Annotated in this window: 26 protein-coding genes and 1 other RNA gene; 23 read left to right on the forward strand and 4 right to left on the reverse strand. The window is 41.0% G+C overall.

The genetic code is table 11. The features are described from left to right. Position 1: 1 nt before the first annotated feature. Positions 2 to 259, forward strand: coding sequence for a DUF896 family protein (locus tag H7T97_RS03860; protein WP_003012632.1), 258 nt, complete (start codon positions 2 to 4; stop codon positions 257 to 259). 163 nt (positions 260 to 422) lie between these two features. Continuing rightward, positions 423 to 1805 carry an amino acid permease gene (locus tag H7T97_RS03865; RefSeq protein ID WP_049472465.1) on the forward strand — a complete coding sequence of 461 codons (1383 nt, stop codon included), beginning with the start codon at positions 423 to 425 and terminating at the stop codon, positions 1803 to 1805. A gap of 260 nt (positions 1806 to 2065) precedes the next feature. Here the strand turns inward: H7T97_RS03865 and H7T97_RS03870 are convergent, their stop codons facing one another. Then, on the reverse strand, positions 2066 to 2245 hold the full coding sequence (locus H7T97_RS03870) for a hypothetical protein (protein WP_037599920.1): 180 nt from the start codon (positions 2243 to 2245) through the stop codon (positions 2066 to 2068). A 150-nt stretch (positions 2246 to 2395) separates the two neighbouring features. On the opposite strand from H7T97_RS03870, the gene rsmH reads away from it, so the two are divergent. The 13 genes from rsmH to pepC all read left to right on the forward strand — a co-directional run bounded on the left by rsmH (position 2396) and on the right by pepC (position 16043). Further along, positions 2396 to 3346 carry a 16S rRNA (cytosine(1402)-N(4))-methyltransferase RsmH gene (gene rsmH / locus H7T97_RS03875; RefSeq protein ID WP_070589978.1) on the forward strand — a complete coding sequence of 317 codons (951 nt, stop codon included), beginning with the start codon at positions 2396 to 2398 and terminating at the stop codon, positions 3344 to 3346. 11 nt (positions 3347 to 3357) lie between these two features. Next, entirely contained in the window at positions 3358 to 3693 is a 336-nt protein-coding gene (ftsL, locus tag H7T97_RS03880) for a cell division protein FtsL (protein WP_003003929.1), read from the forward strand. Next, positions 3686 to 5968, forward strand: coding sequence for a penicillin-binding protein PBP2X (pbp2x, locus tag H7T97_RS03885; protein WP_155125291.1), 2283 nt, complete (start codon positions 3686 to 3688; stop codon positions 5966 to 5968). Before ftsL ends, pbp2x begins: the two co-directional genes overlap by 8 nt. Position 5969: 1 nt before the next feature. Beyond that, the gene (gene mraY, locus H7T97_RS03890; protein ID WP_201037378.1) at positions 5970 to 6962 is read left to right on the forward strand and encodes a phospho-N-acetylmuramoyl-pentapeptide-transferase; all 993 of its coding nucleotides are present in this window, start codon (positions 5970 to 5972) and stop codon (positions 6960 to 6962) included. A 134-nt stretch (positions 6963 to 7096) separates the two neighbouring features. Next, the gene (locus H7T97_RS03895; protein ID WP_023920282.1) at positions 7097 to 8440 is read left to right on the forward strand and encodes a DEAD/DEAH box helicase; all 1344 of its coding nucleotides are present in this window, start codon (positions 7097 to 7099) and stop codon (positions 8438 to 8440) included. A 196-nt stretch (positions 8441 to 8636) separates the two neighbouring features. Next, a complete protein-coding gene (locus H7T97_RS03900; protein ID WP_070506166.1) occupies positions 8637 to 9437 on the forward strand; it encodes an amino acid ABC transporter permease in 801 nt (266 codons plus the stop codon). Next, the gene (locus H7T97_RS03905; protein ID WP_003014934.1) at positions 9437 to 10180 is read left to right on the forward strand and encodes an amino acid ABC transporter ATP-binding protein; all 744 of its coding nucleotides are present in this window, start codon (positions 9437 to 9439) and stop codon (positions 10178 to 10180) included. Before H7T97_RS03900 ends, H7T97_RS03905 begins: the two co-directional genes overlap by 1 nt. 81 nt (positions 10181 to 10261) lie before the next feature. Then, complete coding sequence (locus H7T97_RS03910; protein WP_003003995.1) at positions 10262 to 10489, forward strand: DUF4059 family protein; 228 nt, start codon at positions 10262 to 10264, stop codon at positions 10487 to 10489. 58 nt (positions 10490 to 10547) lie between these two features. Beyond that, a complete protein-coding gene (gene trxB, locus H7T97_RS03915) occupies positions 10548 to 11459 on the forward strand; it encodes a thioredoxin-disulfide reductase (protein WP_201089473.1) in 912 nt (303 codons plus the stop codon). 139 nt (positions 11460 to 11598) lie between these two features. Then, positions 11599 to 13059 carry a nicotinate phosphoribosyltransferase gene (locus H7T97_RS03920; RefSeq protein WP_003010364.1) on the forward strand — a complete coding sequence of 487 codons (1461 nt, stop codon included), beginning with the start codon at positions 11599 to 11601 and terminating at the stop codon, positions 13057 to 13059. Beyond that, positions 13056 to 13880: an ammonia-dependent NAD(+) synthetase gene (nadE, locus tag H7T97_RS03925; protein ID WP_003010362.1), complete on the forward strand. Its 825-nt coding sequence runs from the start codon at positions 13056 to 13058 to the stop codon at positions 13878 to 13880. Before H7T97_RS03920 ends, nadE begins: the two co-directional genes overlap by 4 nt. Positions 13881 to 14089: 209 nt before the next feature. Next, entirely contained in the window at positions 14090 to 14641 is a 552-nt protein-coding gene (locus tag H7T97_RS03930) for a GNAT family N-acetyltransferase (protein WP_031575284.1), read from the forward strand. A gap of 67 nt (positions 14642 to 14708) precedes the next feature. Further along, on the forward strand, positions 14709 to 16043 hold the full coding sequence (pepC, locus tag H7T97_RS03935; RefSeq protein ID WP_009732326.1) for an aminopeptidase C: 1335 nt from the start codon (positions 14709 to 14711) through the stop codon (positions 16041 to 16043). Positions 16044 to 16476: 433 nt separating this feature from the next. Here the strand turns inward: pepC and pbp1a are convergent, their stop codons facing one another. Together pbp1a and recU are read right to left on the reverse strand one after the other, a co-directional pair. After that, complete coding sequence (gene pbp1a / locus H7T97_RS03940) at positions 16477 to 18591, reverse strand: penicillin-binding protein PBP1A (protein WP_021154545.1); 2115 nt, start codon at positions 18589 to 18591, stop codon at positions 16477 to 16479. After that, positions 18592 to 19185 (reverse strand): Holliday junction resolvase RecU, encoded by a 594-nt coding sequence (recU, locus tag H7T97_RS03945; protein WP_003010355.1) that lies wholly within the window; start codon positions 19183 to 19185, stop codon positions 18592 to 18594. A 64-nt stretch (positions 19186 to 19249) separates the two neighbouring features. Here recU and H7T97_RS03950 point away from each other — a divergent pair, with 64 nt between their 5' ends. From H7T97_RS03950 to H7T97_RS03970, 5 genes are all read left to right on the forward strand, one after another. Further along, positions 19250 to 19777, forward strand: coding sequence for an SLOG family protein (locus tag H7T97_RS03950; RefSeq protein WP_023920293.1), 528 nt, complete (start codon positions 19250 to 19252; stop codon positions 19775 to 19777). 69 nt (positions 19778 to 19846) lie between these two features. Further along, a complete protein-coding gene (gene gpsB, locus H7T97_RS03955) occupies positions 19847 to 20188 on the forward strand; it encodes a cell division regulator GpsB (protein WP_049496141.1) in 342 nt (113 codons plus the stop codon). Between the two features lie 16 nt (positions 20189 to 20204). Beyond that, positions 20205 to 20570: RNase P RNA component class B (gene rnpB, locus H7T97_RS03960), an RNA gene on the forward strand. Positions 20571 to 20636: 66 nt separating this feature from the next. Beyond that, entirely contained in the window at positions 20637 to 21794 is a 1158-nt protein-coding gene (locus tag H7T97_RS03965) for a THUMP domain-containing class I SAM-dependent RNA methyltransferase (protein WP_151191396.1), read from the forward strand. Between the two features lie 11 nt (positions 21795 to 21805). Continuing rightward, positions 21806 to 23230, forward strand: coding sequence for a cell division site-positioning protein MapZ family protein (locus tag H7T97_RS03970; protein WP_201089475.1), 1425 nt, complete (start codon positions 21806 to 21808; stop codon positions 23228 to 23230). Positions 23231 to 23307: 77 nt separating this feature from the next. Here the strand turns inward: H7T97_RS03970 and H7T97_RS03975 are convergent, their stop codons facing one another. Continuing rightward, positions 23308 to 23790, reverse strand: a complete 483-nt coding sequence (locus H7T97_RS03975) for an S-ribosylhomocysteine lyase (protein WP_061455957.1) — start codon at positions 23788 to 23790, stop codon at positions 23308 to 23310. Positions 23791 to 24024: 234 nt separating this feature from the next. On the opposite strand from H7T97_RS03975, the gene H7T97_RS03980 reads away from it, so the two are divergent. From H7T97_RS03980 to rpoZ, 3 genes are all read left to right on the forward strand, one after another. Further along, the gene (locus H7T97_RS03980) at positions 24025 to 25632 is read left to right on the forward strand and encodes a ribonuclease Y (protein ID WP_049492366.1); all 1608 of its coding nucleotides are present in this window, start codon (positions 24025 to 24027) and stop codon (positions 25630 to 25632) included. A gap of 106 nt (positions 25633 to 25738) precedes the next feature. Beyond that, the gene (gmk, locus tag H7T97_RS03985; protein ID WP_003003905.1) at positions 25739 to 26371 is read left to right on the forward strand and encodes a guanylate kinase; all 633 of its coding nucleotides are present in this window, start codon (positions 25739 to 25741) and stop codon (positions 26369 to 26371) included. Positions 26372 to 26396: 25 nt separating this feature from the next. Further along, a complete protein-coding gene (rpoZ, locus tag H7T97_RS03990) occupies positions 26397 to 26711 on the forward strand; it encodes a DNA-directed RNA polymerase subunit omega (RefSeq protein WP_003010339.1) in 315 nt (104 codons plus the stop codon). Positions 26712 to 26755 lie beyond the last annotated feature (44 nt).

Genomic DNA, 26755 nt, shown 5'->3' on the forward strand with positions numbered 1-26755 from the left:
TATGACACCTGAAAAAATCGCTCGGATCAATGAGCTGGCTAAAAAGAAAAAAACAGAAGGTTTGACTCCTGAAGAAGCAGTGGAACAAGCAAAACTTCGTGAAGAATACATTGAAGGTTATCGTCGTTCGGTTCGTCACCACATCGAAGGGATCAAAATTGTGGATGAAGAAGGTAACGATGTAACCCCTGAGAAACTACGCCAAGTGCAACGTGAAAAAGGTTTGCATGGCCGTAGTCTCGATGATCCTAATTCATAAGCAAAAGAGTGCTGGAATAGACTCCAGCACTCTTTTGTATCTTTAAAATTCAGAATATTCTGGACCAGATTGACCAATTTTTAAAAACATGGTATAGTAGATTGTGTGAAAATTTGAAGTATACTTTTCTGAAAATGTACAGAAAAAGAATTGGAGTAATCATATGTCAAAAAAACATCATCCTAGTCAAGAAACCGAAAATGGGATGGTTCGTGGTCTGCAAAATCGGCATGTTCAGCTGATCGCTATTGCAGGAACCATCGGGACAGGGCTCTTTCTTGGAGCTGGTCGTTCCCTTTCTTTGACAGGTCCCTCTATTATTTTAGTCTATATGCTGACTGGCGCCTTCATGTACTTGATGATGCGGGCGATCGGAGAAATGCTCTATATGGACCCTGATCAACACACCTTTATCAACTTTATCACCAAGTATCTAGGAAAAGGTTGGGGTTATTTTTCAGGATGGTCCTATTGGGTCTCCTTGGTATTTTTGGGAATGGCAGAGATCACCGCTGTTTCCAACTATGTCCAGCTTTGGTTTCCAAATTGGCCAGCCTGGCAGATTCAAATTATCTTTTTAGCGCTTTTGAGTTGTGTAAACTTGATCGCTGTGAAGGTTTTTGGAGAGGTTGAATTCTGGTTTGGAATGATCAAGATTGTCACGATTTTAGCCTTGATCGCAACAGGGATCTTTATGGTGACGACGAATTTTGAAACACCAGCTGGACACGCTAGTTTAACCAATATTACTAGTGGTTTTCAAATGTTTCCAAATGGTTGGGTCAAGTTCGTCATGGCCTTCCAAATGGTCTTCTTTGCTTATCAAGCGATCGAGTTTGTTGGAATTACTACTTCTGAAACAGCTAATCCCCGCCAAGTATTGCCAAAAGCCATTAAAGAAATTCCAATCCGAATTGTAATCTTTTATGTAGGGGCTTTGTTGGCGATTATGGCTATTTTCCCTTGGCAACAGCTTCCCGTCAATAAATCACCATTTGTAACGGTCTTTCAGATGGTTGGAATCAAGTGGGCAGCAGGATTGATTAATTTTGTTGTACTGACAGCTGCTGCATCTTCCTTGAATTCCACCCTCTATTCAACAGGGCGTCACTTGTACCAGATTGCAAAAGAAACACCAAACAGCAAAGTGATGAATCGTTTGAAACTGAATAGCTTATCTCGTATGGGGATTCCAAGTCGCGCGATTATTTTTTCTGCGATTGTGGTTGCTGTTTCTGCCTTTATCAATGTCTTGCCAGGTGTCTCAGATGCCTTTGCCTTGATTACGGCCTCTTCTTCTGGTGTCTACATTGCTATTTACATTTTGACCATGCTTGCCCATCTTAAGTACCGTAAATCGAAAGAATTTATGCCAGATGGTTTTGTCATGCCAGCCTATAAAGTGTTGAATCCATTGACCATTGTTTTCTTCCTCTTTGTATTCGTTTGTCTCTTCTTGCAAGAATCAACATACATTGGAGCGATTGGAGCAACCATCTGGATCATTCTTTTTGGGATTTACAGCAATTGGAAACATAATCAATAAACCGCAAGAGAGTGGGACAGAAATCGGTAATTCGTTAGAATTCGATTTCGTCGTCCCACCTCCGCACAGTTGAGTAGGGCTGTAAAAGCTGATAAAATCAGCGTAGTAGAGCCCACTCAACCACTGCGTCTTGCTCGACAATCCAAAAATAATTGAGAGGCTAGGACTTTTGTCCCAACCTCTTTATTATTTCAGAGCTAGTTTGCTTTTTTTTAAGGAATTACTTGGAGGGAATAAAAGTAAAACAGAGGTGGAAGAAATTATTTTTCTTCCATCTCTGTTTTTTGTCCTTGAATGGCTTTTTTGAGCCACCAAAGTGAGCCGGCTAGGATCAGGGCAGCAAGCCAAAAAATCCAAGCCTCAATAGTGGTTAGAAAAAAGTAGAGAGCGATAGCATCGACCAATAAAAGTGGGATGAGAATCTGTTTTCTTATTTTCATAAGAATATTGTATCATAAATCCTAGAGGAAACAAATAAAATCAAGTCTTTCTAGGTATTTTGTAGGATCCGAAAAGGTCCGATAGGATTAGTTAGTGAATTTTCTTTCAGGAGTGCATCTTGGTCCCATTTGTGGTAAAATAGTAAAGATATGAGTAAAGAATTTCATCATGTAACGGTTTTGCTTCATGAAACGATCGATATGCTGGATGTTAAGCCAGATGGGATCTATGTAGACGCCACATTGGGTGGGGCAGGCCACAGCGAATATTTGTTAACAAAATTAAATGAATCGGGCCATCTTTATGCCTTTGACCAAGATCAGCATGCAATTGAGAATGCTAAGATTCGTTTAGCTCCATTCATCGAGAAAGGCATGGTGACCTTCATTAAGGATAACTTTCGTCATTTGAAGGAACGTCTAAACGAATTGGGTGTGACTGAAATTGATGGAATCTGTTATGACCTAGGTGTGTCTAGTCCTCAGTTAGATGAACGGGAACGTGGATTTTCTTACAAGAAAGATGCGCCACTGGACATGCGGATGAATCAAGAAGCTTCCTTGACAGCCTATGAGGTCGTAAATAGCTACGATTACCATGATCTAGTCCGTATTTTTTTCAAATATGGAGAGGACAAATTTTCCAAGCAAATTGCGCGGAAAATTGAGCAAGCACGAGCAATTAAACCGATTGAAACGACGACTGAATTAGCAGAGATTATTAAATCTGCTAAACCAGCTAAGGAGCTCAAGAAAAAGGGCCATCCTGCTAAACAGATTTTCCAAGCCATTCGTATCGAAGTCAATGATGAACTGGGAGCTGCAGATGAATCAATTCAGCAAGCCATGGATTTGTTGGCCCTCGATGGTCGTATTTCTGTGATTACCTTTCATTCGTTAGAGGATCGATTGACCAAACAATTGTTTAAAGAAGCTTCGACGGTTGAGGTTCCAAAAGGACTTCCCTTTATTCCGGATGATTTGAAACCAAAGATGGAGTTGGTCAACCGGAAACCTATTTTGCCAAGTGAAGAAGAGCTTGAGGGAAATAATCGATCCCATTCAGCAAAACTACGGGTTGCTCGAAAAATACACAAGTAAGAGGAATTGATATGGCAGCAAGAGATGAGAGAACAAGAACACAGGTACTGCAAGATCGCTTTCGCCGTTTCTCTAGAGTAGAAAAGGCTTTTTATGGGTCGATTGTCCTAACAGCTGTGATTTTAGCCATTAGTATTGTCTTTATGCAGACACGGATTTTACAAGTTCAGAGTGAATTGACTGATTTGAATACGGAACTAGAAGCCAAAAAGACGGAATTAGCAGATGTTCGTCAAGAGGTCAATGAATTAACACGTTATGACCGCTTATCACAGTTGGCTAGCTCCCAAGGAATGAAGCTGCAAAAAGAAAATCGAAAAACAGTGAGTGCAAGTAGTGATGAATAAATTCAAAAAATTTTTGATCGGGTATTCGATAAAGAAACGTCGCTTGCCGGATCAGAATCGAAAACAAGTTGGGAAAAATCTCAGTGTACTGGCGATTTTCCTCTTTTTTCTCTTTCTGATTAATTTTGCAATGATCATTGGGACTGACAAAAAATTTGGTGTAACCTTATCGGATCAAGCCAAAAAAGTCCATGAGCAGACGGTCATTGTTCCTGCAAAACGTGGAACGATCTACGACCGAAATGGAGCAGTAATTGCTGAAGATGCTACGACCTATAACGTTTATGCTATTATTGATAAAAAGTACAAATCAGCAACTGGGAAAATCCTCTATGTAGAAGAGAGCCAATTTAAAAAAGTAGCAGAAATCTTTAAGCAGTACTTAGGGATGGATGAGGATTACGTCATTCAACAGTTGTCGCAAAAGAAATTGAAACAGGTTTCTTTTGGCTCGAACGGAAACGGCATAACTTATAGTAATATGACAGCCATCCGTGAGGCCATGGAAGCGGCGAAGATTGAAGGGGTTGCCTTTACAACCAGTCCAAATCGAAGCTATAAAAATGGAGTTTTTGCTTCTCAATTTATAGGTCAGGCCTCTCTTCAAGAAGATAAAGAGGGGAATAAAACTCTGAAGGGGCAATCAGGGATGGAGAAATCCCTCGATCGTATTCTCGCTGGTCAAAATGGGGTTATCACCTATGACAAAGACCGAAACGGCAATATCGTTCCTGGTTCAGATAAGGTTTCTGTCAAAACAGAAGATGGAAAAGATGTCTATACGACCATTTCAGCAGAATTACAAACCTACCTTGAGACGCGAATGGATGTTTTCCAAGAAAAAGTAAAAGGAAAGTATGTTAGTGCGACTCTTGTGAGTGCAAAAACTGGAGAAATCCTGGCTACAACGCAACGTCCATCCTATAATGCGGATACCAAACAAGGGTTGGATCTGAAAAACTTGAAAACCTGGAATACCATCCTTTATCAAGATCAATATGAACCGGGTTCAACGATGAAGGTCATGTTATTAGCTTCGGCGATTGATCATGGAACCTTCCCAGCCTATAATGAAGTATACTACAGTAACGAACTACAAGTAAAAGATGCGACGATCCGTGACTGGGATGTCAATATGGGACTGTCTGAAGGTCGCTATATGAATATCGCACAAGGCTTTGCTTACTCAAGTAACGTGGGGATGACCCGCTTGGAGCAAAAGATGGGAAATGCTGTCTGGATGGACTACCTAACCCGCTTTAAATTCGGTCTTCCGACCCGTTTTGGAATGGGAAATGAAGCTTACGGGGGTCTTCCAGGGGATAACTATGTCAGTCAGGCCATGTCTTCCTTCGGTCAAGGGATTTCCGTCAGTCAAACCCAAATGTTACGGGCCTTTAGTGCCATCGCTAATGATGGACAAATGTTGGAGCCGAAGTTTATTAGTGCTATTTACGATAAAAAATCAGACACAGCCCGCAAATCAAAAAAAGAAGTTGTTGGAAAACCAGTTTCAGGATCAGCTGCACAACAGACACGGAACTATATGATCACCGTCGGAACAGATCCAGAGTATGGAACCTTGTACAGTGATGGACCCATCATTCAGGTACCCGGTCAAAACGTTGCGGTGAAATCAGGGACTGCCCAAATGGCGACAGATCAAGGATACTTGCAAGGAGAAAATGATTATATCTACTCGGTTGTAGCCATGACACCTGCAGAAGATCCTGAATTCATCATGTATGTGACGGTCCAACAACCAGAAGTGAAATTCTCATTCACCAGCTGGGAAGAGCTGGTCAATCCTATTTTGGAAGATGCAGTTGCTTTAAAAGACGAATTGCATCTAACATCAGAGGCACCAACTTTGGATGATGTGACCAAAGAAACGACCTACAAAATCCCTTCAGTAGAAACTCTCTCTAAGGAGTTGAATCTGAAACAAAATCTGAGCCCAGGTGCTTATTCAGAGGAATTGCGTCGCAATTTGGTGCAACCAATTGTCCTAGGAACCGGGAAAAATATCCGCAAGATGTCTGTGGATGTAGGCTCTAAAGTCAAAGCCAATCAGCAAGTATTGTTATTGACAGAAGACTTTGATGCGGTTCCAGATATGTACGGTTGGACAAAGAAAAATGCGGACATCTTTGGAGAATGGACTGGAATTGAGATTACCTATAAAGGTAGTGGAAAGAAAGTAACCAAACAAAGTGTCAAAATGAACACCTCACTTAATAAAACTAAAAAGATTACGTTAACATTAGGAGACTAAGATGTATATTGCTACGATCCTTGTATCGTTTCTATTAACAGTGGCTGCTATTCCAGCCTTTATTCGATTTTACCATCGTGCTCATATTTCTGGGCAACAAATGCATGAAGATGTGAAACAACACAAAGCGAAAGCTGGCACTCCGACAATGGGTGGAGTTGTATTTCTCATTACAGCCGTTCTAGTTAGTTTTGTCGTTACCGTATTGACTGGAAATTTCACGCGCTCTGTTCAACTGATTCTATTTATCTTGATTCTTTATGGAATTGTTGGATTTTTGGATGACTTTTTAAAAGTTTTTCGTAAGATTAATGAAGGTCTTAACCCAAAACAAAAATTGGCCCTTCAACTTGTTGGTGGAATCATCTTCTATATTTTTTCTGAACGCCACGGTGCAGGAAGCCTTTTGAATGTTTTCGGATATGAACTTTACTTGGGCCATTTCTACATTCTCTTTGCTTTATTTTGGTTGGTTGGTTTTTCAAATGCTGTCAATTTGACAGATGGGATTGATGGATTAGCCAGCATCTCCGTTGCCATTAGCCTGAGTGCCTATTCCTTTATTGCCTATATGCAAGGGAAATGGGACATTCTCTTTGTCACCTTGAGTATGATTGGGGCCTTGCTAGGATTTTTTGTCTTCAACCACAAGCCAGCTAAAATCTTTATGGGAGATGTCGGTAGTCTAGCTCTTGGAGGGATGCTTGCAGCCTTGTCAATGGCTTTGCATGTCGAGTGGACGCTGCTCCTGATTGGTCTGGTCTATGTCATTGAAACAGGTTCTGTGATGCTACAAGTGACCTATTTCAAATGGACCAAGAAACGCTACGGAGAAGGACGTCGGATTTTCCGAATGACTCCTTTCCACCATCATTTAGAACTGGGTGGTCTTTCTGGAAATGGCCAAAACTGGTCAGAATGGAAAGTGGATGCCTTTATGTGGTCCATTGCCTTGGTAACAAGTGTCGTGACTCTAGTCCTTCTCTACCTATAAAACGACGGTGGGCTTGCCCATCGTTTTTTTACTGACTCAGAGAGACTTCGCTGGTTAGGAAAAATGACTCATAAGAGAAGCAAGAAGACAGCTTTTCTGATATAATAATAGAGATCATGAAAGGAACTGAGAAAATGAAATTTACAGAGTTTAATTTTAAGCCCTATATTCAAGAGGCGCTGAAAGAAATCAATTTTAGAGAAGCAACCGAAGTACAGGAAAAACTAATTCCGATTGTCTTAGCTGGAAATGATTTGGTGGGAGAATCAAAGACAGGTTCTGGGAAGACCCATACTTTCCTCTTGCCGATTTTTCAAACCTTAAATGAAGACAGCCAACAAGTTGAAGCGGTCATCACGGCTCCTAGTCGGGAGTTGGCGACGCAAATTTACCAAGCTGCTCGTCAAATCGCTAGTCATTCTGAAAAAGAGATTCGGATTGTAAATTACGTTGGAGGCACGGATAAAAGCCGTCAGATTGAAAAATTGCAGGTCAAACAACCACATATCGTTATTGGAACTCCAGGCCGGATCTATGATCTGGTTGCATCGGGTGATCTGGCTATTCATAAGGCCCATACTTTTGTAGTAGACGAGGCAGATATGACACTGGACATGGGATTCTTGTCTACCGTGGATAAGATTGCTTCAAGGCTTCCGCAACAACTGCAATTTTTAGTTTTTTCAGCCACCATTCCGCAAAAACTGCAGCCTTTCTTGAAAAAATATCTCTCAAACCCAGTCATGGAGCAAATTAAGACTAAGACGGTGATTTCAGATACCATCGATAATTGGCTGGTTTCCACCAAGGGTCGGGATAAAAATGAGCAAATTTACCAATTGACCAAGACCTTGCAACCTTATTTGGCCATGATTTTCGTTAATACCAAAACGAGAGCAGATGATCTCCATGCCTATTTGGTGGCTCAGGGATTGAAAGTGGCAAAGATTCACGGAGATATCCCACCACGTGAACGGAAACGGATCATGAATCAGGTTAAAAATCTTGATTTTGAGTATATTGTGGCCACAGATTTAGCGGCTCGTGGAATTGATATCGAAGGGGTGAGTCATGTCATCAATGATGCTATTCCACAAGATCTTTCTTTCTTTGTCCACCGTGTCGGTCGGACAGGACGCAATGGTCTACCAGGTGTCGCTATTACTCTTTATCAACCGAGTGATGATTCAGATATCCGTGAACTAGAAAAAATGGGAATTCGTTTCGTACCTAAAGTCTTGAAAAATGGGGTTATTGAAGATACTTATGATCGGGACAGACGGGCGAATCGTGAGAAAAAGCAAGAGAAACTCGACATCGAAATGATTGGTCTGGTGAAGAAGAAAAAGAAAAAAATCAAACCAGGCTACAAGAAAAAAATCAAATGGGCAGTTGATGAAAAGCGGAGAAAAGCTAAGCGAGCTGAAAACCGTGCGCGTGGTCGGGCGGAACGTAAGGCCAAACGCCAAACTTTCTAACCCCTTCTTTCACATGTTCAGAAGAAAACATAGATTTTCTTTAGGAACTCCATAAAGAAAAACTATTAGGAACTTGTCTAAAATTATGATAGACTAAATTTGAGTAGTCTATCATTTTTCTATTTCTGTAGCAATTTTTGGAATTCCGATAGTGAATGTGATAGAATGTTTATGTTCGAGAAAGGAAGTAACAAAAATGTTTACAACTAATCTTTTAGCTGCCAACTGGTATGCTGACTTTTTAAAACACGTTCCAGATAGCAAGCTGTTTAGTTTGAGAGCCGTATTGGATGCATTTCCGTCTGTCATAGGAAAATTGCCTGTGACGATTTTACTAGCCCTAGGAGGCGCATTTTTTGGGATTATTTTTGCCATGATTTTTGCTCTGGTCAAAATTAATCGTGTACGAATTCTTTACCCGATTCAAGCTGTTTTTGTCAGTTTTTTACGGGGGACTCCTTTGTTGGTTCAGTTGATGTTGACCTATTATGGGATTCCTCTTATTTTAAAAGCGATCAATCAGTCTTATGGAACAGCTTTTAATATTAATGCCATTCCAGCTGAGTTATTTGCAATTGTGGCTCTTGCCTTTAATGAGGCGGCTTATGCGAGTGAGACCATCCGGGCAGCCATTTTATCAGTGGATCCTGGTGAAATTGAGGCAGCGCGTAGTCTTGGAATGACCAATCGTCAAGTTTATCGCCGGATTATTATTCCCAATGCAGCAGTCGTTGCAACTCCAACCTTAATCAATTCTCTCATTGGCTTGACCAAGGGGACATCGCTAGCCTTTAGTGCCAGTGTGGTTGAAATTTTTGCCCAAGCACGGATTATTGGGGGGAGCGATTTGAAGTACTTTGAACGCTTTATCACGGTATCGATTGTTTACTGGATTGTGAACATTCTCATTGAAATACTAGGCCGTCACATTGAACGTCGACTGGATATTGAGACTCCCGTAGCAATTGATTTACCAGATCAGGAGGTCCGGATCTAATGATTTATATTTCAGAATTATCAAAGACATTTTCAGGTCAAAAGGTTTTAAATAATCTAAGTTTGGAAATTCAAAAAGGGGAAGTCGTGGCCTTAATCGGGTCTTCGGGAGCTGGTAAATCAACCTTCTTACGCAGTTTAAACTATTTGGAAGCACCAGATAGCGGTAGAATTAAGATTGATGATTTCGAGGTTGATTTTGAGCACATTAGCCAAGATCAAATCTTAACCTTAAGAAGAAAATTGGCCATGGTGTTCCAACAGTTTAATTTGTTTGGTAGAAAAACAGCCCTTGAAAATGTGAAAGAAGGGCTCATTGTTGTGAAGGGCTTATCCGACCAAGAAGCAACGAAAATTGCTCGAGAAGAACTGGCAAAAGTCGGCTTATCGGATCGTGAAAATCACTATCCTCGTCACCTCTCAGGTGGACAAAAACAACGGGTGGCTTTGGCCCGTGCCTTGGCCATGAAACCAGAGGTTCTTTTGCTGGATGAACCGACTTCGGCCTTGGATCCAGAATTGGTTGGAGAAGTTGAAAAATCCATTGCCAATGCAGCAAAATCAGGACAAACCATGGTACTGGTCAGCCATGATATGTCTTTTGTAGCGCAAGTAGCAGATAAGGTCCTATTTTTGGATAAAGGACGGATTATTGAATCTGGAACACCAGAGGAAATCATGCAACATCCAAAAGAAGAACGGACAAAAGAATTCTTTGCTAGTTACAAACGGACCTATGTTTGATATAATAGAGGAGAGGTAAGACTCAGCTGGCGACGCTAGCTGGGTTTGTTTTCTGAAAATGTAAAAATATTTGGAGTCGTGATGTTAAATAAATTATTGTCCTTATATTTACAAAGTTTAGTGACGACAACGATTTTAGTTGGGATCGCTTCTTGTATTTGGATTGGCTACCGTGCCCTTAAGAAGAAAGATAAAACAGCCAAGCAACGACAAGCCCATTTGTATGATATCCTCTTAATTGATATCATGACGATTCCTATTTTAACCTTTGCGGTCATAGGGATTTTGTTTATCTTTCAAGCACGATAATTGCAAAAAGATCGTGTTAGAATTATAATAGTTACAACAAAACAGAAAGAGGTTGAGTATGTTTGATACAGTGATTATTGGAGCAGGTCCTGCAGGGATGACTGCTGCCCTTTATGCAGCACGAAGCAATTTAAAGGTCGCATTGATTGAGAGAGGAATTCCAGGTGGTCAAATGAACAATACGTCTGACATCGAAAACTATCCTGGCTATGCGAATATTAGTGGCCCGGAGTTGGCTGAAAAAATGTTTGAGCCTTTAGAAAATCTTGGCGTGGAACATTTGTTTGGTCAGGTAGAGCGTATCGAAGACCTCGGAGCAACCAAAAAGATTGTCACAGATGATGGGGAATTTGAAGCTAAAACCGTGGTGATTGCAACAGGGTCTAACCATCGTTCATTGAATGTCCCTGGTGAAGAGGAGCTAAATAGTAGAGGGGTTTCCTACTGTGCTGTTTGTGATGGAGCTTTCTTTAGAGACGAGGATCTCTTGGTCGTTGGTGGTGGCGATTCTGCGGTAGAAGAAGCTGTCTTTTTGACTCAGTTTGCAAAAACAGTGACCATTGCCCATCGTCGTGATCAATTGCGTGCCCAAAAAGTTCTTCAAGATCGTGCCTTTGCCAGTGATAAAATTCACTTTGCTTGGAATACGGTTGTTGAAGAAATTAAGGGTGAACAAAAAGTAACGTCTGTCCTTTTAAAAGATGTGAAGACAGGAGAGGTTAGAGAGCAGGCCTTTGGTGGTGTCTTTATCTATGTTGGTTTAGATCCTGTCAGTGATTTTGCGACGGAACTTGGTATTTTAGATGAAAATGGCTGGGTGGTGACGGATGATCATATGAGAACCACAGTCCCAGGTATTTTTGCGGTTGGTGATGTTCGTCAAAAAGACCTACGTCAAGTGACGACAGCCGTCGGAGACGGTGCGATTGCTGGCCAAGAAGTTTATAAATATATCACAGAAAACTTTTAATCTTTTAAAAATCTGAGGTTTGTGTCTCAGATTTTTTTTGTGCTTTCCTTTCAGTATTCAATGGGGCTGAAATGTGCTATAATGGTACTAATTTTATGGTAGGAATTCATAGAACAAATCTAAAAAAAGAGGTATTCATATGTATCCAGATGACAGTTTAACCTTGCATACTGATTTATACCAAATCAACATGATGCAGGTCTATTTTGATCAAGGTATCCACAATAAACATGCTGTATTTGAAGTGTATTTTCGTCAACAGCCTTTTAAAAACGGCTATGCTGTATTTGCTGGCTTAGAGCGAATTGTGAAATATTTGGAAAACTTGAGTTTTTCTGAGAGCGATATTGCCTATTTAGAGTCACTTGGTTATCATGGAGCCTTCTTGGAATATCTCCGTGATCTTAAATTGGAACTGACAGTACGCTCGGCTCAAGAAGGTGACTTAGTTTTTGCCAATGAACCAATTGTTCAGGTAGAAGGTCCTTTGGCTCAGTGTCAATTGGTGGAAACAGCCCTTTTGAATATCGTCAACTTTCAAACCTTGATTGCAACAAAAGCTGCTCGTATTCGTTCGGTCATTGAAGATGAGCCTTTGATGGAATTTGGAACACGTCGTGCGCAAGAAATGGATGCGGCCATTTGGGGAACTCGTGCAGCAGTCATCGGAGGGGCCAATGGAACTAGTAATGTTCGTGCAGGAAAACTCTTTGGAATCCCAGTTTTAGGAACCCATGCCCATTCTCTTGTACAAGTATATGGGAATGACTATCAAGCCTTTAAAGCTTATGCGGAAACCCATAAAGATTGTGTCTTCCTCGTCGATACCTATGATACGCTTCGTATTGGGGTACCAGCAGCTATTCAGGTAGCGCGTGAAATGGGAGATAAGATCAATTTCCTAGGCGTCCGGATTGACTCAGGAGATATTGCTTATATTTCTAAAAAGGTTCGCCAGCAATTAGATGAGGCTGGGTTTACAAATGCTAAAATCTACGCTTCTAATGACTTGGATGAAAATACCATCCTCAACTTAAAAATGCAAAAAGCAAAAATTGATGTTTGGGGTGTAGGAACCAAGTTAATTACAGCTTACGATCAACCAGCGCTTGGAGCGGTATACAAAATTGTCTCTGTTGAAAACGAAGCAGGAGAGATGATCAATACCATCAAGCTTTCCAATAATGCAGAGAAAGTTTCTACACCAGGTAAAAAGCAAGTCTGGCGGATTACCAGCCGTGAAAAAGGTAAGTCAGAAGGGGACTACATCACTTACGATGGAGTAGATGTTTCACAACTGACAGAACTTAAAATGTTCCATCCAACTTATACCTACATTAATAAAACAGTCCGAAACTTTGAGGCGATTCCTCTTTTAGTGGATATTTTTAAAGAGGGTCAATTGGTTTATCAACTGCCAACATTATCAGAAATTCAAGAATATGCTCGTAAAAATTACGATCAATTATGGGATGAATACAAGCGCGTTCTCAATCCACAGCATTACCCAGTTGACTTGGCCAAAGATATTTGGCAGGATAAGATGGATCTGATCGAGGAAATGCGTAACAAGGCCAATGGAGAAGGAGAAGCAAAATGAGTTTGCAAGAAGAGATTATCCAACAATTGGGTGTCAAGCCTAGCATTGATCCTCAGGAAGAGATTCGCCGCTCGGTTGATTTCTTAAAAAGATATCTAAAAAAACATCCCTTCTTGAAAACATTTGTATTAGGGATCTCAGGAGGACAAGATTCAACTCTTGCTGGACGATTAGCTCAATTAGCCATGGAAGAAATGCGTGCAGAAACAGGAGATGCCTCCTATCAATTTATTGCCGTTCGTCTTCCTTATGGGGTACAAGCAGATGAAGCAGATGCACAAAAAGCATTGGCCTTTATCCAGCCGGATGTTAGCCTGGTTGTGAATATCAAGGAGTCTGCTGACGAAATGGTACGAGCAGTAGAAGCGACTGGAACAGAGGTTTCTGATTTTAACAAAGGCAATATTAAGGCTCGCAGTCGCATGATTGCTCAGTATGCTCTAGCTGGAGCACGCAGCGGAGCGGTGATTGGAACGGATCATGCTGCAGAAAATATTACTGGTTTCTTCACAAAATTTGGAGATGGTGGTGCAGATATTTTACCCCTTTTCCGTTTGAATAAACGCCAAGGAAAACAATTGCTTAAAGCCTTGGGAGCTGATCCTGCTCTCTATGAGAAAATCCCAACTGCAGATTTGGAAGAAGAAAAACCAGGAATAGCAGACGAAGTAGCGCTGGGTGTCACCTATAATGAAATCGATGATTACCTAGAAGGCAAACAAGTGAGCCCAGAAGCTCAAGCCACTATTGAAAAATGGTGGTACAAAGGCCAACACAAACGCCACCTGCCAATCACAGTATTTGATCATTTCTGGGAGTAAAAAGGTCCACTGGACCTTTTTAGCCCGAGTCTTAAAATAGGAAAACGAGACAGAAATCGGTAACTCGCAGAGTTCGATTTCGTAGTCTCACCATACAATATTGTGAAAAGCATCAAAAAGAAGGGCGATTTCATCCGTCCTTTTCTTCTAGATTAAAGTAACCAACTTGCAACGTTCAAGTTGCATGAAAAAATGAAGGGAGACAATCTATGAATCATCTTGGAAGTCTTGTCATAGAGACAGAGCATTTATACTTGAGGCCTTTCGTTTTGGAAGATGCACCAGCGATGTTTGAAAATTGGGCTTCGGATCCTGAAACCCTGAAATATGTCACTTGGGATGCCCATGCATCTACTGAGAGAACCAGAGAATCGATCAAAAGATGGATCGAACAGTATCGTAAACCAGATACTTATAAATGGGCGCTTTGTTTGAAAACATCACTGGATCAGGTAATTGGAGATATTAGTGTGGTTTCTCAAGACCAGGAAAGTCAATCATGCGAGCTAGGTTATATCCTTGGCAAGAAATTCTGGGGGCGGGGATTCATGACAGAAGCCGTCATAGCTGTTTTGGATTTCTTATTGAACAAAGTCGGATTTAAAGAAATCAAAGCCACTTATGTCAGTTTAAATCCTGCTTCAGGGAAAGTCATGGAAAAGGCAGGAATGCAGTATGTAGAAACCATCCCTCATGCCATTCAACGCAAAGGATATTGCGGGGATAAAATCATCTATTCTAAACAGAATCCCTCTCTATAGGGTGATTTTTACTTGAAGATTCTGCTCAAAGGATTATAATAGTAAATAATGAAAAAAGGAGATTGCTATGTCAGAATTAACGAAAGAATTTACAGACCAGCTCTATGCTAATTATGAAGCAAATGTGAAATATGCGGCTCTTGAAAATGCTGTTACCCACAATGGGATCCATGCATCGCTTGAAACGCGCAAGAGTGCAGTAGAAAATACACCAGTTTTTTCACTTGATTTGACCAAGGATAAGGTGACAAACCAAAAAGCATCTGGACGTTGTTGGATGTTTGCGGCTTTAAATACCTTCCGTCACAAGATGATTTCAAGCTTCCAATTGGAGGATTTTGAATTGTCTCAAGCACATACTTTCTTTTGGGATAAGTATGAAAAATCAAACTGGTTTTTGGAGCAAGTGATTGCTACAGCAGATCAAGAATTGACCAGCCGTAAGGTGGCTTTTCTCCTACAAACCCCACAACAAGATGGTGGTCAATGGGATATGGTGGTATCCCTCTTTGAGAAATACGGAGTGGTTCCAAAATCAGTTTATCCGGAATCGATTTCTTCAAGTAATAGCCGGGAATTGAACACCTACCTCAATAAACTCTTGCGTCAAGATGCGCAAATCTTGCGTGACTTGATTCACTCAGGCGCAGATAGTGAGGCAGTTGCGAGCAAGAAACAAGCGTTGTTGCAAGAAATCTTTAACTTCTTGGCTATGTCTTTAGGATTGCCTCCGCGTGAATTTGACTTTTCATACCGTGATAAGGACAACCAATTCCATACCGAAAGTGGCTTAACTCCACAAAGCTTCTACAAAAAATATGTAGACCTTCAATTAGACGATTACGTCTCCATTATCAATGCCCCAACTACAGATAAGCCATATGGAAAATCTTACACCGTAGATATGCTGGGCAATGTGGTTGGTAGCCGTCCAGTCCGCTACCTAAATGTTCCAATGGATCGATTGAAAGAATTAGCTATTGCTCAAATGAAAGCAGGAGAAACTGTCTGGTTTGGTTCAGATGTAGGCCAAGTCAGCAACCGTAAAGCCGGAATCCTGGCAACAGATGTCTACGATTTTGAAGCAGGCATGGACATTCATTTGACACAAGACAAGGCGGGTCGCTTGGACTATGCAGAAAGTCTCATGACACACGCTATGGTCTTGACAGGGGTTGATTTAGACGAAGCAGGTCAGCCTCGTAAATGGAAGGTTGAAAATTCATGGGGAGACAAGGTCGGTACAGATGGTTACTTTGTGGCTTCTGATGCTTGGATGGATGAATATACCTATCAAATCGTGGTTCGTAAAGAATTCCTAACAGCAGACGAATTAGCAGCCTATGAAGCAGAACCAATTGTCCTAGCACCGTGGGATCCAATGGGAGCTTTAGCAAAATAATGATATAGAAAAGAGCCGAAAGGCTCTTTTCAGATTGAAGACAAAATATCTTAAAAACTTTCCTTAGGTGAGTACGGACGTCAGCGAACTTCTTTAAAGTTCCATGACTAATTATTGAGTCTAAGGTCTCAATAATTCCGAGTGCCTGAAACAATAACGTTTCAAGCACTTTTCTCACAGCGGAAAGTTTCAGTATTTTCTTAAATCGATTTAAATATTGGAACTCAATTTTGTTTTTTGCAGAATCACTTAACTTATTTTGCTTTAAAATAGTTTGTCTACATTCTAATAAGAGCCGAAAGGCTCTTTTTTTTTATATACTCAAAAATAAAAAAGCTGGGAAGTCTAACTAAATAAATCAGATTTTATTCGTTCTGGTTTTTTAACCATTGTTTTAAAAAAAGCCGGGCAAAAGCCCGACTTCTCCATTCTATTATTCGTTATGATTGTTAGAGTCTTGCGAAGAAGGCTCAGATGGTTTAGATTGATTTTCTTCGTTCGAAGAGCTAGACGATGGTTCTTCATACGAATACTGATCAGTGGAATAACTTGGCTCATAGTAGTAGTTATTGTAGTTGTTCTTACCATTGTTTAAGTAGAGATAAGAACCACTTCGATACAGTCCACTTGGTTGCGTCCAATCCGTATGACCAGAGTTATTATTATTAGCAAGATAGAGCATCATTTGACGGTAGACATCCGTTGCGACCTGTATTCCATTATCCAATACTGGTGTAAAGCGATTGGAATAACCTGTCCATACTGCCATGGCATATTCAGGAGTGTAGCCTACAAACAATTCATCCGGTGTTACAATATTTGAATAAGCATTTTTTGTCAATTTACCGATTTCGTTATCAGCATAGTTTGATGTACCTGTCTTACCAGCTTGGTAGATTCCCGAAATGGCAGCATTTGTACCGGTACCAGACAAGAGAACTGTCTTCATCATATCTGTCATCATGTAGGCAGTTGTTGCTTTCATTGCACGAGTTCCTTCGGACTCAAATTCCTTGGTTGTGCCATCACTAAAGACAACCCGACTAACATAGGATGGTTTGTAATAGGTACCGCCATTGGCAAAAGCAGCATAGGCAGCTGCCATTTTCTCACTGCTGGCTCCGTATTTGTTGCTAGAATCGCTAGTGTTACTCGAGATAGCGTTGGCGTAAACCATTTCTGGGTAATCGATCCCTAATCCATTGAGGAATTTCTTAGCTTGTTTAAGACCAACTTTTTCCAGGGCCTTCACCGCAGGCACGTTACGAGATTGTTGAATTGCGTAGGTAATGGACATGCTACCATAGTATGAACGGTCCCAGTTGTAGACAGGCGTTGATGAATGAGGGAAGTTGTATGGCGCATCTGTTGTAGTAGCTGCTGTAGAGGTATATTCCTCATGTTCAAGAGCTGGTGCGTAATCTGTGATTGGTTTCATTGTTGAACCCCAGTCACGGTTCGTTTCAACCGCTTGGTTTGTACCAAAGGAAACATTGCTGGATTGGTGACGAGAACCCAGCTGAGCAATGACTTTACCAGTATTGACATCAATAACGGTAGAAGCTACTTGCATTTCATCATCCGGGTAATTGACATATTCATCTGTATTGTAGATATCCCATAGTTTCTTTTGAGCTTCTGTATCCACGTTTGTATAGACATCCATTCCGGTTGTCAACAAATTGTAGCCCGTTTCTTCTTCGACTTGCTCGATCACTTCTTTTAGGTAATTATCCATATAGGCTGGGTAACTGCTTGAAGAACTGAGACTTTGCAGACCATCTGTAACAGGTGTATTGACCGCTGCTTCGTATTGTTTGTTAGAAATGGTCTTCATATCGAGCATTTCTTTTAATACTAAGTTTCGGCGCTGTTGCGCTGCTTCAGGATGGGAGTATGGATCGTATTGGTTTGGTGCTTGGGGCATCCCCGCAAGGAGTGCCAATTGAGGGAGCGAAAGATCTTTTAGATCTTTTCCGTAATAACTTTTCGCAGCTGTCTGCATTCCGTAGTTCCCATTCGCCATAAATACTTTATTGACGTAATAGGTCAAGATTTCTTGTTTGGTTGCTTTCTTTTCTAGTTGGGTTGCTAACCAAGCTTCTTGGATCTTACGAGAGAGGGTACGGTCAGAGGCTGAAGTGGAGAAATAGGTTAACTTGATCAATTGTTGCGTCAAGGTTGACCCACCTTGACTTCCTCCTCGTAAGTTGTGAAGGAAGGAACCGCCGATCCGAATGATGTCGACCCCACGGTGATTGAAGAAACGGTGGTCTTCAATCGCAACGATAGCATTGACCAAATCAGTAGGGATTTCATTGGCTGTGACATTGATTCGTTTCTCAGCTCCCAAATCCGCGATCAAGTTATTTTGGTTGTCATAGATCTTACTAGATGTTGTTGCAACCAAATCTTTTTCAGACAAGGTTGGTGCTTTCATAGCATAGTAACTAAATATCAGTCCACCGAGGACAAATAAAAGTAAGAAAAATGAAATGGCTGCGATGGCAACATATTTCAACCATTGAATGACTGTTTGTTTATTCATTTAAATACCGCCTAGAAGTTTCTGTTCGATAATATCAAGATAAGGAACGCTTGGAAGACGATTCTTATCTACTAGAAAGCCGTGCTCCTGAATATAGGAGAGGGGCATGGATTTACTACCATGATCGATGTTGTAATAGTGAATTAATGCAGGAGCAGGAAGTAAGTAGGTTTCACTCAACTTTGCAAAATGCAAGAGAACGAAACAGATACCGCCTTGCTGAACAACTGCCTCCATATGATCGATTTGATGTTGATGAAAATTTTTCATCGGCATGGATTGCTTTTGCTGTGTTTCCTTCGCTTCAAAATCGATATAGCGTCCCTTGTATACTCCAGAATAGTCCGTCGTTGAGGCTTGCCTGAAATAGGCTTCAACAATCTTTGCCCGACTGCGACGTGGATAATCCACTTTCACGATTTGAATCGGTGTTGGTTTTTTATGGATGACTGCTAGACCTCGAGAAAGATAGTATTGATTGCTTTCATTGATCATTTTTTCAAATGTCATCCCACGATTCGCAAAGTCGACTGGATGTTTCCTTTGTGTAGAGACCAAGGTTTTTTTGGCTACTTTATGTGGATAGTTGACCATAGTTCTCCTTATTGGTACAATTACATCACTCTATTATATCATAAATTAGAATAATGAGGAAAAAATGAATACCATACTTGTTGCAGGTTATAAGAGTTTTGATGTGGGAGTCTTTTCCAATAAAGACCCTCGACTGACCATTATCAAAAAAGCCATTGAAAGAGATCTTCGTCGTCTATTTGAAGAAGGAGTGAAATGGCTGGTCTTTTCTGGTAATTTGGGATTTGAGGCTTGGGTACTAGAGGTCGCCTTTGCATTAAAAAAAGATTACGATTTTCAAATGGCGACGATCTTCCTATTTGAGAATGTTGGCGAAAATTGGAATGAAAGCAATCAGGAATTATTAGCACGCTTCAAACAGGTGGATTTCGTGAAATATGCCTATCCACACTATAGCAATCCGGGTCAACTAAAAGAATACAATCAGTTTTTGATAGATAACGCGGATGGAGCTTATGTTTTTTATGATCCAGAAAATGAAACCAATTTAAAATATCTTTACAAAATGATGGTAGAAAAAGAACCATTTTATGTCAAACAATTAAGTTTTGATGACTTAAATGAACTTGCTGAAAATTTTTACGAAAACTAAGTGTTATACCTTGATTTTTCTTACCATTTTTTTATATAATTGAGATGATGAACTAGATTGGAGAGAGTAATGGCGAGTATTATTTTTACTGCGAAAGATATTTTTGATCAAGATTTCAAACGAGAAGTTCGTGGTTATAATAAAGATGAAGTAAATGAATTTTTGGATGATGTCATAAAAGACTATGAAACCTATGCTGCTTTGGTGAAGGAATTGCGTGAAGAAAACGCACGCCTTCGTGAAGAACTTGCCCAAAAAGCACAGGAAACACCACAAACATCTCCGATTGCTAGCACTGCTACGCAAGAATACCCGCAAGTGACAACAGCGACGAACTTTGATATTCTCAAACGTCTCAATCGTTTGGAAAAAGAAGTTTTTGGGAAACAGATCGTAGATCGCGATTATTAATCCCATAGATTGTGCAATTTTTGGATAATCGCGTGAGAGAATATTCTCATGAGGAAAGTCCATGCTAGCACAGGCTGTGATGCCTGTAGTGTTTGTGCTAGGTGAATCCATAAGCCTAGGGACTTGGTATTCAAGTTACGGCGAGTGAAGGAGCTAAGTCTAAGGATAAGCTCTAGTAACTCTGAAAGTGCCACAGTGACGTAGTTTTTAGGGAAACCTAAAAAGTGGAACGCGGTAAACCCCTCAAGCTAGCAACCCAAACTTTGGTCGGGGCATGGAATGCGTGGAAACGAACATAGCATTCTGACTGGAAACAGTAGACAGATGATTATCAAAGGAAATGGTACCTAGTCATTTCTGGAACAAAACATGGCTTATAGAAAATTGCATATAGGTTGATGAGGTGGAGAGAGATCTCAACCTCCTTTTTTAAAGTGATAGGAATAAGATGAAAAAACAATTTGAATTGATTGCAACGGCCGCTGCTGGCCTAGAGGCTGTTGTTGGTCGAGAACTACGCGATCTTGGCTACGATTGCCAGGTTGAAAATGGACGGGTTCGATTTCAAGGAGACCGTCGAGCAATCATAGAAACCAACCTCTGGTTGCGAGCGGCTGATCGAGTGAAAATTGTGGTTGGGACTTTTCCAGCCAAAACCTTCGAAGAACTCTTTCAAGGTGTCTTTGCTTTGGATTGGGAAAATTATTTGCCTTTAGGAGCACGTTTTCCTATTTCTAAGGCTAAATGTGTCAAATCAAAACTTCATAATGAACCTAGCGTTCAGGCCATTTCGAAAAAAGCAGTGGTTAAAAAGTTACAAAAACATTATGCCCGGCCAGAAGGTGTTCCTCTCATGGAAAATGGGGCAGAGTTCAAGATCGAAGTATCGATCCTTAAAGATCAAGCCACTGTCTTGATTGACACCACTGGTAGTAGCCTCTTCAAACGTGGTTATCGGACTGAAAAAGGGGGAGCCCCTATTAAGGAAAATATGGCAGCGGCAATTCTTATGCTGTCAAACTGGTATCCAGATAAGCCCTTGATTGACCCGACATGTGGTTCTGGAACGTTTTGTATTGAGGCGGCGATGATTGCGAGAAATATGGCACCTGGTTTACGTCGGACCTTTTCTTTTGAAGAATGGAACTGGATGGATGATCGCTTGATTCATGAAGTCCGTCAAGAAGCAAGTAGAAAAATCAATCGCGAGATCGAATTGGATATTATGGGAACTGATATCGATGCACGGATGGTTGAGATTGCCAAAGAAAATGCCCAGAAAGCGGGCGTTAGCAGGGACATTACTTTTAAACAAATGCGAGTTCAAGATCTTCACTCAGATAAGATCAACGGGGTGATTATCTCCAACCCTCCATATGGAGAACGATTATCTGATGATGAAGGTGTGACGAAATTGTATACTGAAATGGGGCACGTATTTGCACCTCTCAAAACCTGGAGTAAATTTATCTTAACCAGTGATGAAGGTTTTGAATCTAAATTCGGTAGTAAAGCAGATAAAAAACGAAAACTTTATAACGGAACCCTAAAAGTTGATCTCTACCAATATTTTGGGGAACGAGTAAAACGGCAGATAAAGGCATAGAAAGGATTTTTATGACAGAGAAGGATAATAAGCCATTAGAGCAAGAAACAGAATCAATTTTAGATTTTGAAGATGCTAAAGAGATGACGATTGGGCAGGCCAATCGAAAGGCAGAAGAAATCGAAGCAGGTGTAACGGAAGGTGATAATGTCTTAGACAAATACATCAAACAACACCGAGCAGAAATTGAAGCTGAAAAATACGATACAAAAATTTTGGCCAAAGAAGAATTGGCTAAAGCTGAAGAGTTGGCAGCTTCAGAAACAGTTGCTGAAGTAGCTGAAGCAGTGGAGGCGCCGGAAGTAACGGAAACAGTCTTGGAACAAAGGCCTGAAATGGATGCTATCTCAACTGAATTACCTGCTAAGATTAAATTTGGCCCCACACCAACTGAACCAATTGTAGAAGCTGAGGAACTTCCTGAGGAAACACCAAGCAATGCGGGCAAACGAATCAAAGCGGTTCTATACTCTGCCTTAGGTCTTGCGATTGTCGGTTCGGCCATTTTTGTGACCTATAACTGGATGCACAGTCGTGGAAAATCTGGTGGTACAACTGTTGTATCGTCTTCATCTAGCAAGTCATCTTCTACTTCTAAATCAAGTAGCAGTGAAACACAGGCTCAAAAATTGGAAGAGTTTACCAAAGCCTACGATGCCTTTTTTGTAGATGAATCAAAAAGTGCTCTTAAAAATGATAAATTCGGAGACTTGGAAAATCTGAAGAAACTGCTGGACAAATTAGAAGGAAGCAGTGATTATAATGCGGCTAAAACAAAATATGAAGACCTTGTGAAGCAAGTTTCTGCCATTCAAAAAGTGAATTCTCAATTTAGTTCTCCAGTCATCAAAGATGGAGTTCTTGATGCAACTGCCAAAGCGAAAAGTGATGCGACCTTTGCAGAAACAAAGACAGGCAATGAAAAATTAGATAGCTTATTGAATGAGGCGGTTGCGCAAGGACGTTCACAACAAGTTGCGACACCGGCACCAGTGACAGGGACAGGTGGTACAGATACTTCTAATGCAACTCCAGCCCCAGCTCAAGCAGCAACGCCTACGGCCCCAGCTGTCAATGCTGCTACAGGTAGTGCAGGAACGGCAAACCCAGGCTATTCAGGGTACGGTCTTCCAAGCGATGGTGTCCCACTTCAGCGGAACTTGAGTCGTGTGCCATATAACCAAGCAGCTATCAATGATGTCAATAACCCAGCTTGGGTATTTGGTGATGGGATCCTTGAAAAAGTATTGAATATTGCTCGTAAACGTGGACATATCACTGGCAATCAATACATTTTAGAGCGTGTCAATATCATTAACGGTAATGGCTATTACAACCTCTTCAAACCAGATGGAACCTATCTCTTTAGTATCAATGCCAAAACGGGTTATTTCGTAGGAAACGGAAAAGGTCATTCAGATGCTCTGGATTATTAATGCTTGATCAGACATCCCCTTTTTGGGAAAAATGACAATAAAAAAGGATGAACCAGAGGTTCATCCTTTTTTTAGTCTTAAACAAGATGACGTTCAAACGGATCGTCAGAAATTCCTTGGTCTAGAATCAAGCGACACCATTCTTTGGCTGAGAAGAGGCTGTGGTCCTTGTAATTTCCACAAGACTCAATGGTTGTGCCTGGGACATCCTCCCAAGTGCTGACTGATGAAATTTCTTCTAAAGATTCTTTAATCACTTTAGCAATTTCCGTACTCGAATGCTGTCCCCACATGATCATATGAAAACCGGTGCGACATCCAAATGGGGAACAATCAATCATACCATCGATGCGTTTGCGAATAAGCATCGCAAGAAGGTGCTCGATCGTGTGGAGCCCTGCAGTTGGAATCGCATTTTCATTGGGTTGCACCAAACGGATATCAAAGTTAGAGATGATGTCTCCTTTGGGTCCAGTTTCTTCCCCAATCAAGCGTACATAGGGAGCCTTCACCGCCGTGTGGTCCAATTCAAAACTTTCAACAATTACTTCTTTTGTCATACTCAAATCCTTCTTTGTTTTTCTTGATTATAGCATAAAAAAACAGATTCAACAAAGTGGAAATAAATGAATTCCTCACAGATGTTCCATGAAAGAAAAGACGATAAAAGAATAAGCGTTAAGCAAAAATATAAAAGGTTTTTCCTGTTTTTTTAGATTGTTAATTTTAGTAATTTATGGTAAAATGTAAAAGAATTTTTAATTCAACTAATTAAATAGATTTGGGGTAAAAGCATGAATTTTGTTATTACAGGTGTTTTTGCCGCGGTCATTGGTTTAGTCATTGGATATGTGGGAACTGCTCTTAAAATGAAAGCTTCAAAAGAAGCTGCGGAACTCACCCTTTTGAATGCTGAACAAGAAGCAACGAATTTACGTGGACAGGCTGAACGCGAAGCCGATTTGATTTTAAAAGAGGCGAAGCATGAGTCAAGTTCACTTAAAAAAGAAGCACTTTTGGAGGCAAAGGAAGAAGCCAGAAAATATCGTGAAGAGGTCGATGCTGAGTTTAAGTCAGAACGACAAGAATTGAAGCAATTAGAAAGCCGTTTGGCAGAACGTGCTAGCAATCTTGATCGCAAAGACGACATTTTAACAAGCAAAGAACAGTCTCTTGAACACAAAGAGCAAAGTCTTACAGATAGAACTAAACACATTGATGCGCGTGAACAACAGCTGGAAGAGCTTGAACACAAGAAAGTAGAAGAACTGGAACGTGTCGCTGCTCTAAGTCAAGGAGAAGCGCGTGACATTATTTTGAGTCAGACGGAAGAGCAACTTTCAAAAGAAATTGCCTCACGGATTCGTGATGCTGAATTGGAAGTGAAAGAACGTTCTGATAAAATCGCAAAAGACATTCTCGTGCAAGCTATGCAGCGAATGGCGGGTGATTTTGTTGCTGAGCAAACAAACTCAACCGTTCATTTGCCGGACGATAGTATGAAGGGTCGGATTATCGGTCGTGAAGGTCGCAATATTCGTACCTTTGAGAGTTTGACAGGTGTCGATGTGATTATTGATGATACGCCTGAAGTGGTGACCTTGTCAGGGTTTGATCCGATTCGTCGTGAAATCGCCCGCATGACAATGGAGAGCCTTCTCAAAGATGGTCGGATCCATCCAGCCCGCATCGAAGAGCTGGTTGAGAAGAACCGCCAGGAAATTGACAACCGGATTCGTGAATACGGTGAGGCGGCTGCCTATGAAATCGGTGCGCCAAACCTCCATCCAGATTTGATGAAAATCATGGGACGGTTGCAATTCCGTACTTCTTATGGTCAAAACGTTTTGCGTCACTCCATTGAAGTTGCTAAACTTTCTGGTATTATTGCTAGCGAGTTGGGTGAAAATGCTACCTTGGCACGACGTGCAGGATTCTTACATGATATCGGTAAAGCGATTGACCGTGAAGTGGAAGGAAGTCACGTCGAGATTGGAACTGAATTGGCACGGAAGTACAAGGAACACCCAGTGGTGGTCAATACCATTGCCAGTCACCATGGGGACGTGGAACCAGAAAGTGTCATTGCAGTCATTGTCGCTGCGGCGGATGCCTTGAGTGCAGCTCGACCTGGAGCACGAAGTGAGTCACTTGAAAGCTACATCAAACGCTTGCAAGATCTTGAAGAAATTGCAAATAGTTTTGAAGGAGTTAAGACAAGTTTCGCCCTTCAAGCGGGTCGTGAAATCCGTATTATGGTTAGCCCTGAGGCAATTAAGGATGATAAAGTGACGATCTTGGCTCATGATATTCGTGAGAAGATCGAGTCCAATCTTGAATATCCTGGAAACATTAAGGTTACCGTTATTCGAGAATTGCGTGCAGTCGATTACGCAAAATAAACAAAAAGCTTGAGATCTAGCATCTCAAGCTTTTTGAATGAAAAAATCAGTTGAAAATTAGGCCGATTTTTGTTACACTAGATAGAAAGACATTGAAGGAGAAATCATGGCGGATCGTGGCTTATTAATCGTATTTTCTGGCCCTTCGGGGGTTGGAAAAGGAACGGTTAGACGAGAAATTTTTGAAAACTCGGACAATCAGTTTCAGTATTCTGTATCGATGACGACGCGTGCACAACGTCCAGGTGAAGTGGATGGTGTCGACTATTTTTTCCGTACACGTGAAGAATTTGAAGATTTGATCCGTCAAGGGCAAATGTTGGAGTACGCTGAGTACGTTGGAAATTACTATGGGACTCCTTTAACCTATGTGAATGAAACCTTGGACAAGGGAATCGATGTATTCCTTGAAATTGAAGTTCAGGGTGCACTTCAAGTAAAGAAGAAAGTTCCAGATGCAGTTTTTATTTTCCTAACTCCGCCTGATTTGGATGAATTGCAAGATCGATTAGTGGGTCGCGGGACAGATAGTGCAGAAGTCATTGCGCAACGGATTGAAAAAGCAAAAGAAGAAATCGCCATGATGCGTGAATATGACTATGCCATTGTGAACGACGAGGTTCCTCTTGCTGCAGAGCGTGTCAAACGTGTGATCGAAGCAGAGCATTTCCGTGTAGACCGTGTCATTGGCCATTATCTGGATATGTTACCAAAAACACAAACTATTGTGAAGAGATAAATAATTAGAAATTAGGTATAGGAATATGATGTTAAAACCTTCTATTGATACGTTGCTTGACAAAGTACCATCAAAATATTCATTGGTCATTCTTGAGGCAAAACGGGCCCACGAATTGGAAAGTGGTGCAGTGCCAACTCAAGAATTCCAATCAGTTAAATCAACATTACAAGCGCTTGAAGAAATCGAGTCTGGGAACGTAGTTGTTCACCCGGATCCAGAAGCAAAACGTGAAGCGCTTCGTCGTCGGATTGAAGCAGAGCGGATTCGCAAAGAAGAAGAAGAGCGCAAAATTAAGGAACAAATTGCCAAAGAAAAAGAAGATGGTGAAAAAATTTAAGGTTGGGGCTTCTCAATCTTATTTTTTGCTATTTAAAGGGTTCC

The organism is Streptococcus parasanguinis (genome assembly GCF_016648925.1).
GTDB lineage: Bacteria > Bacillota > Bacilli > Lactobacillales > Streptococcaceae > Streptococcus.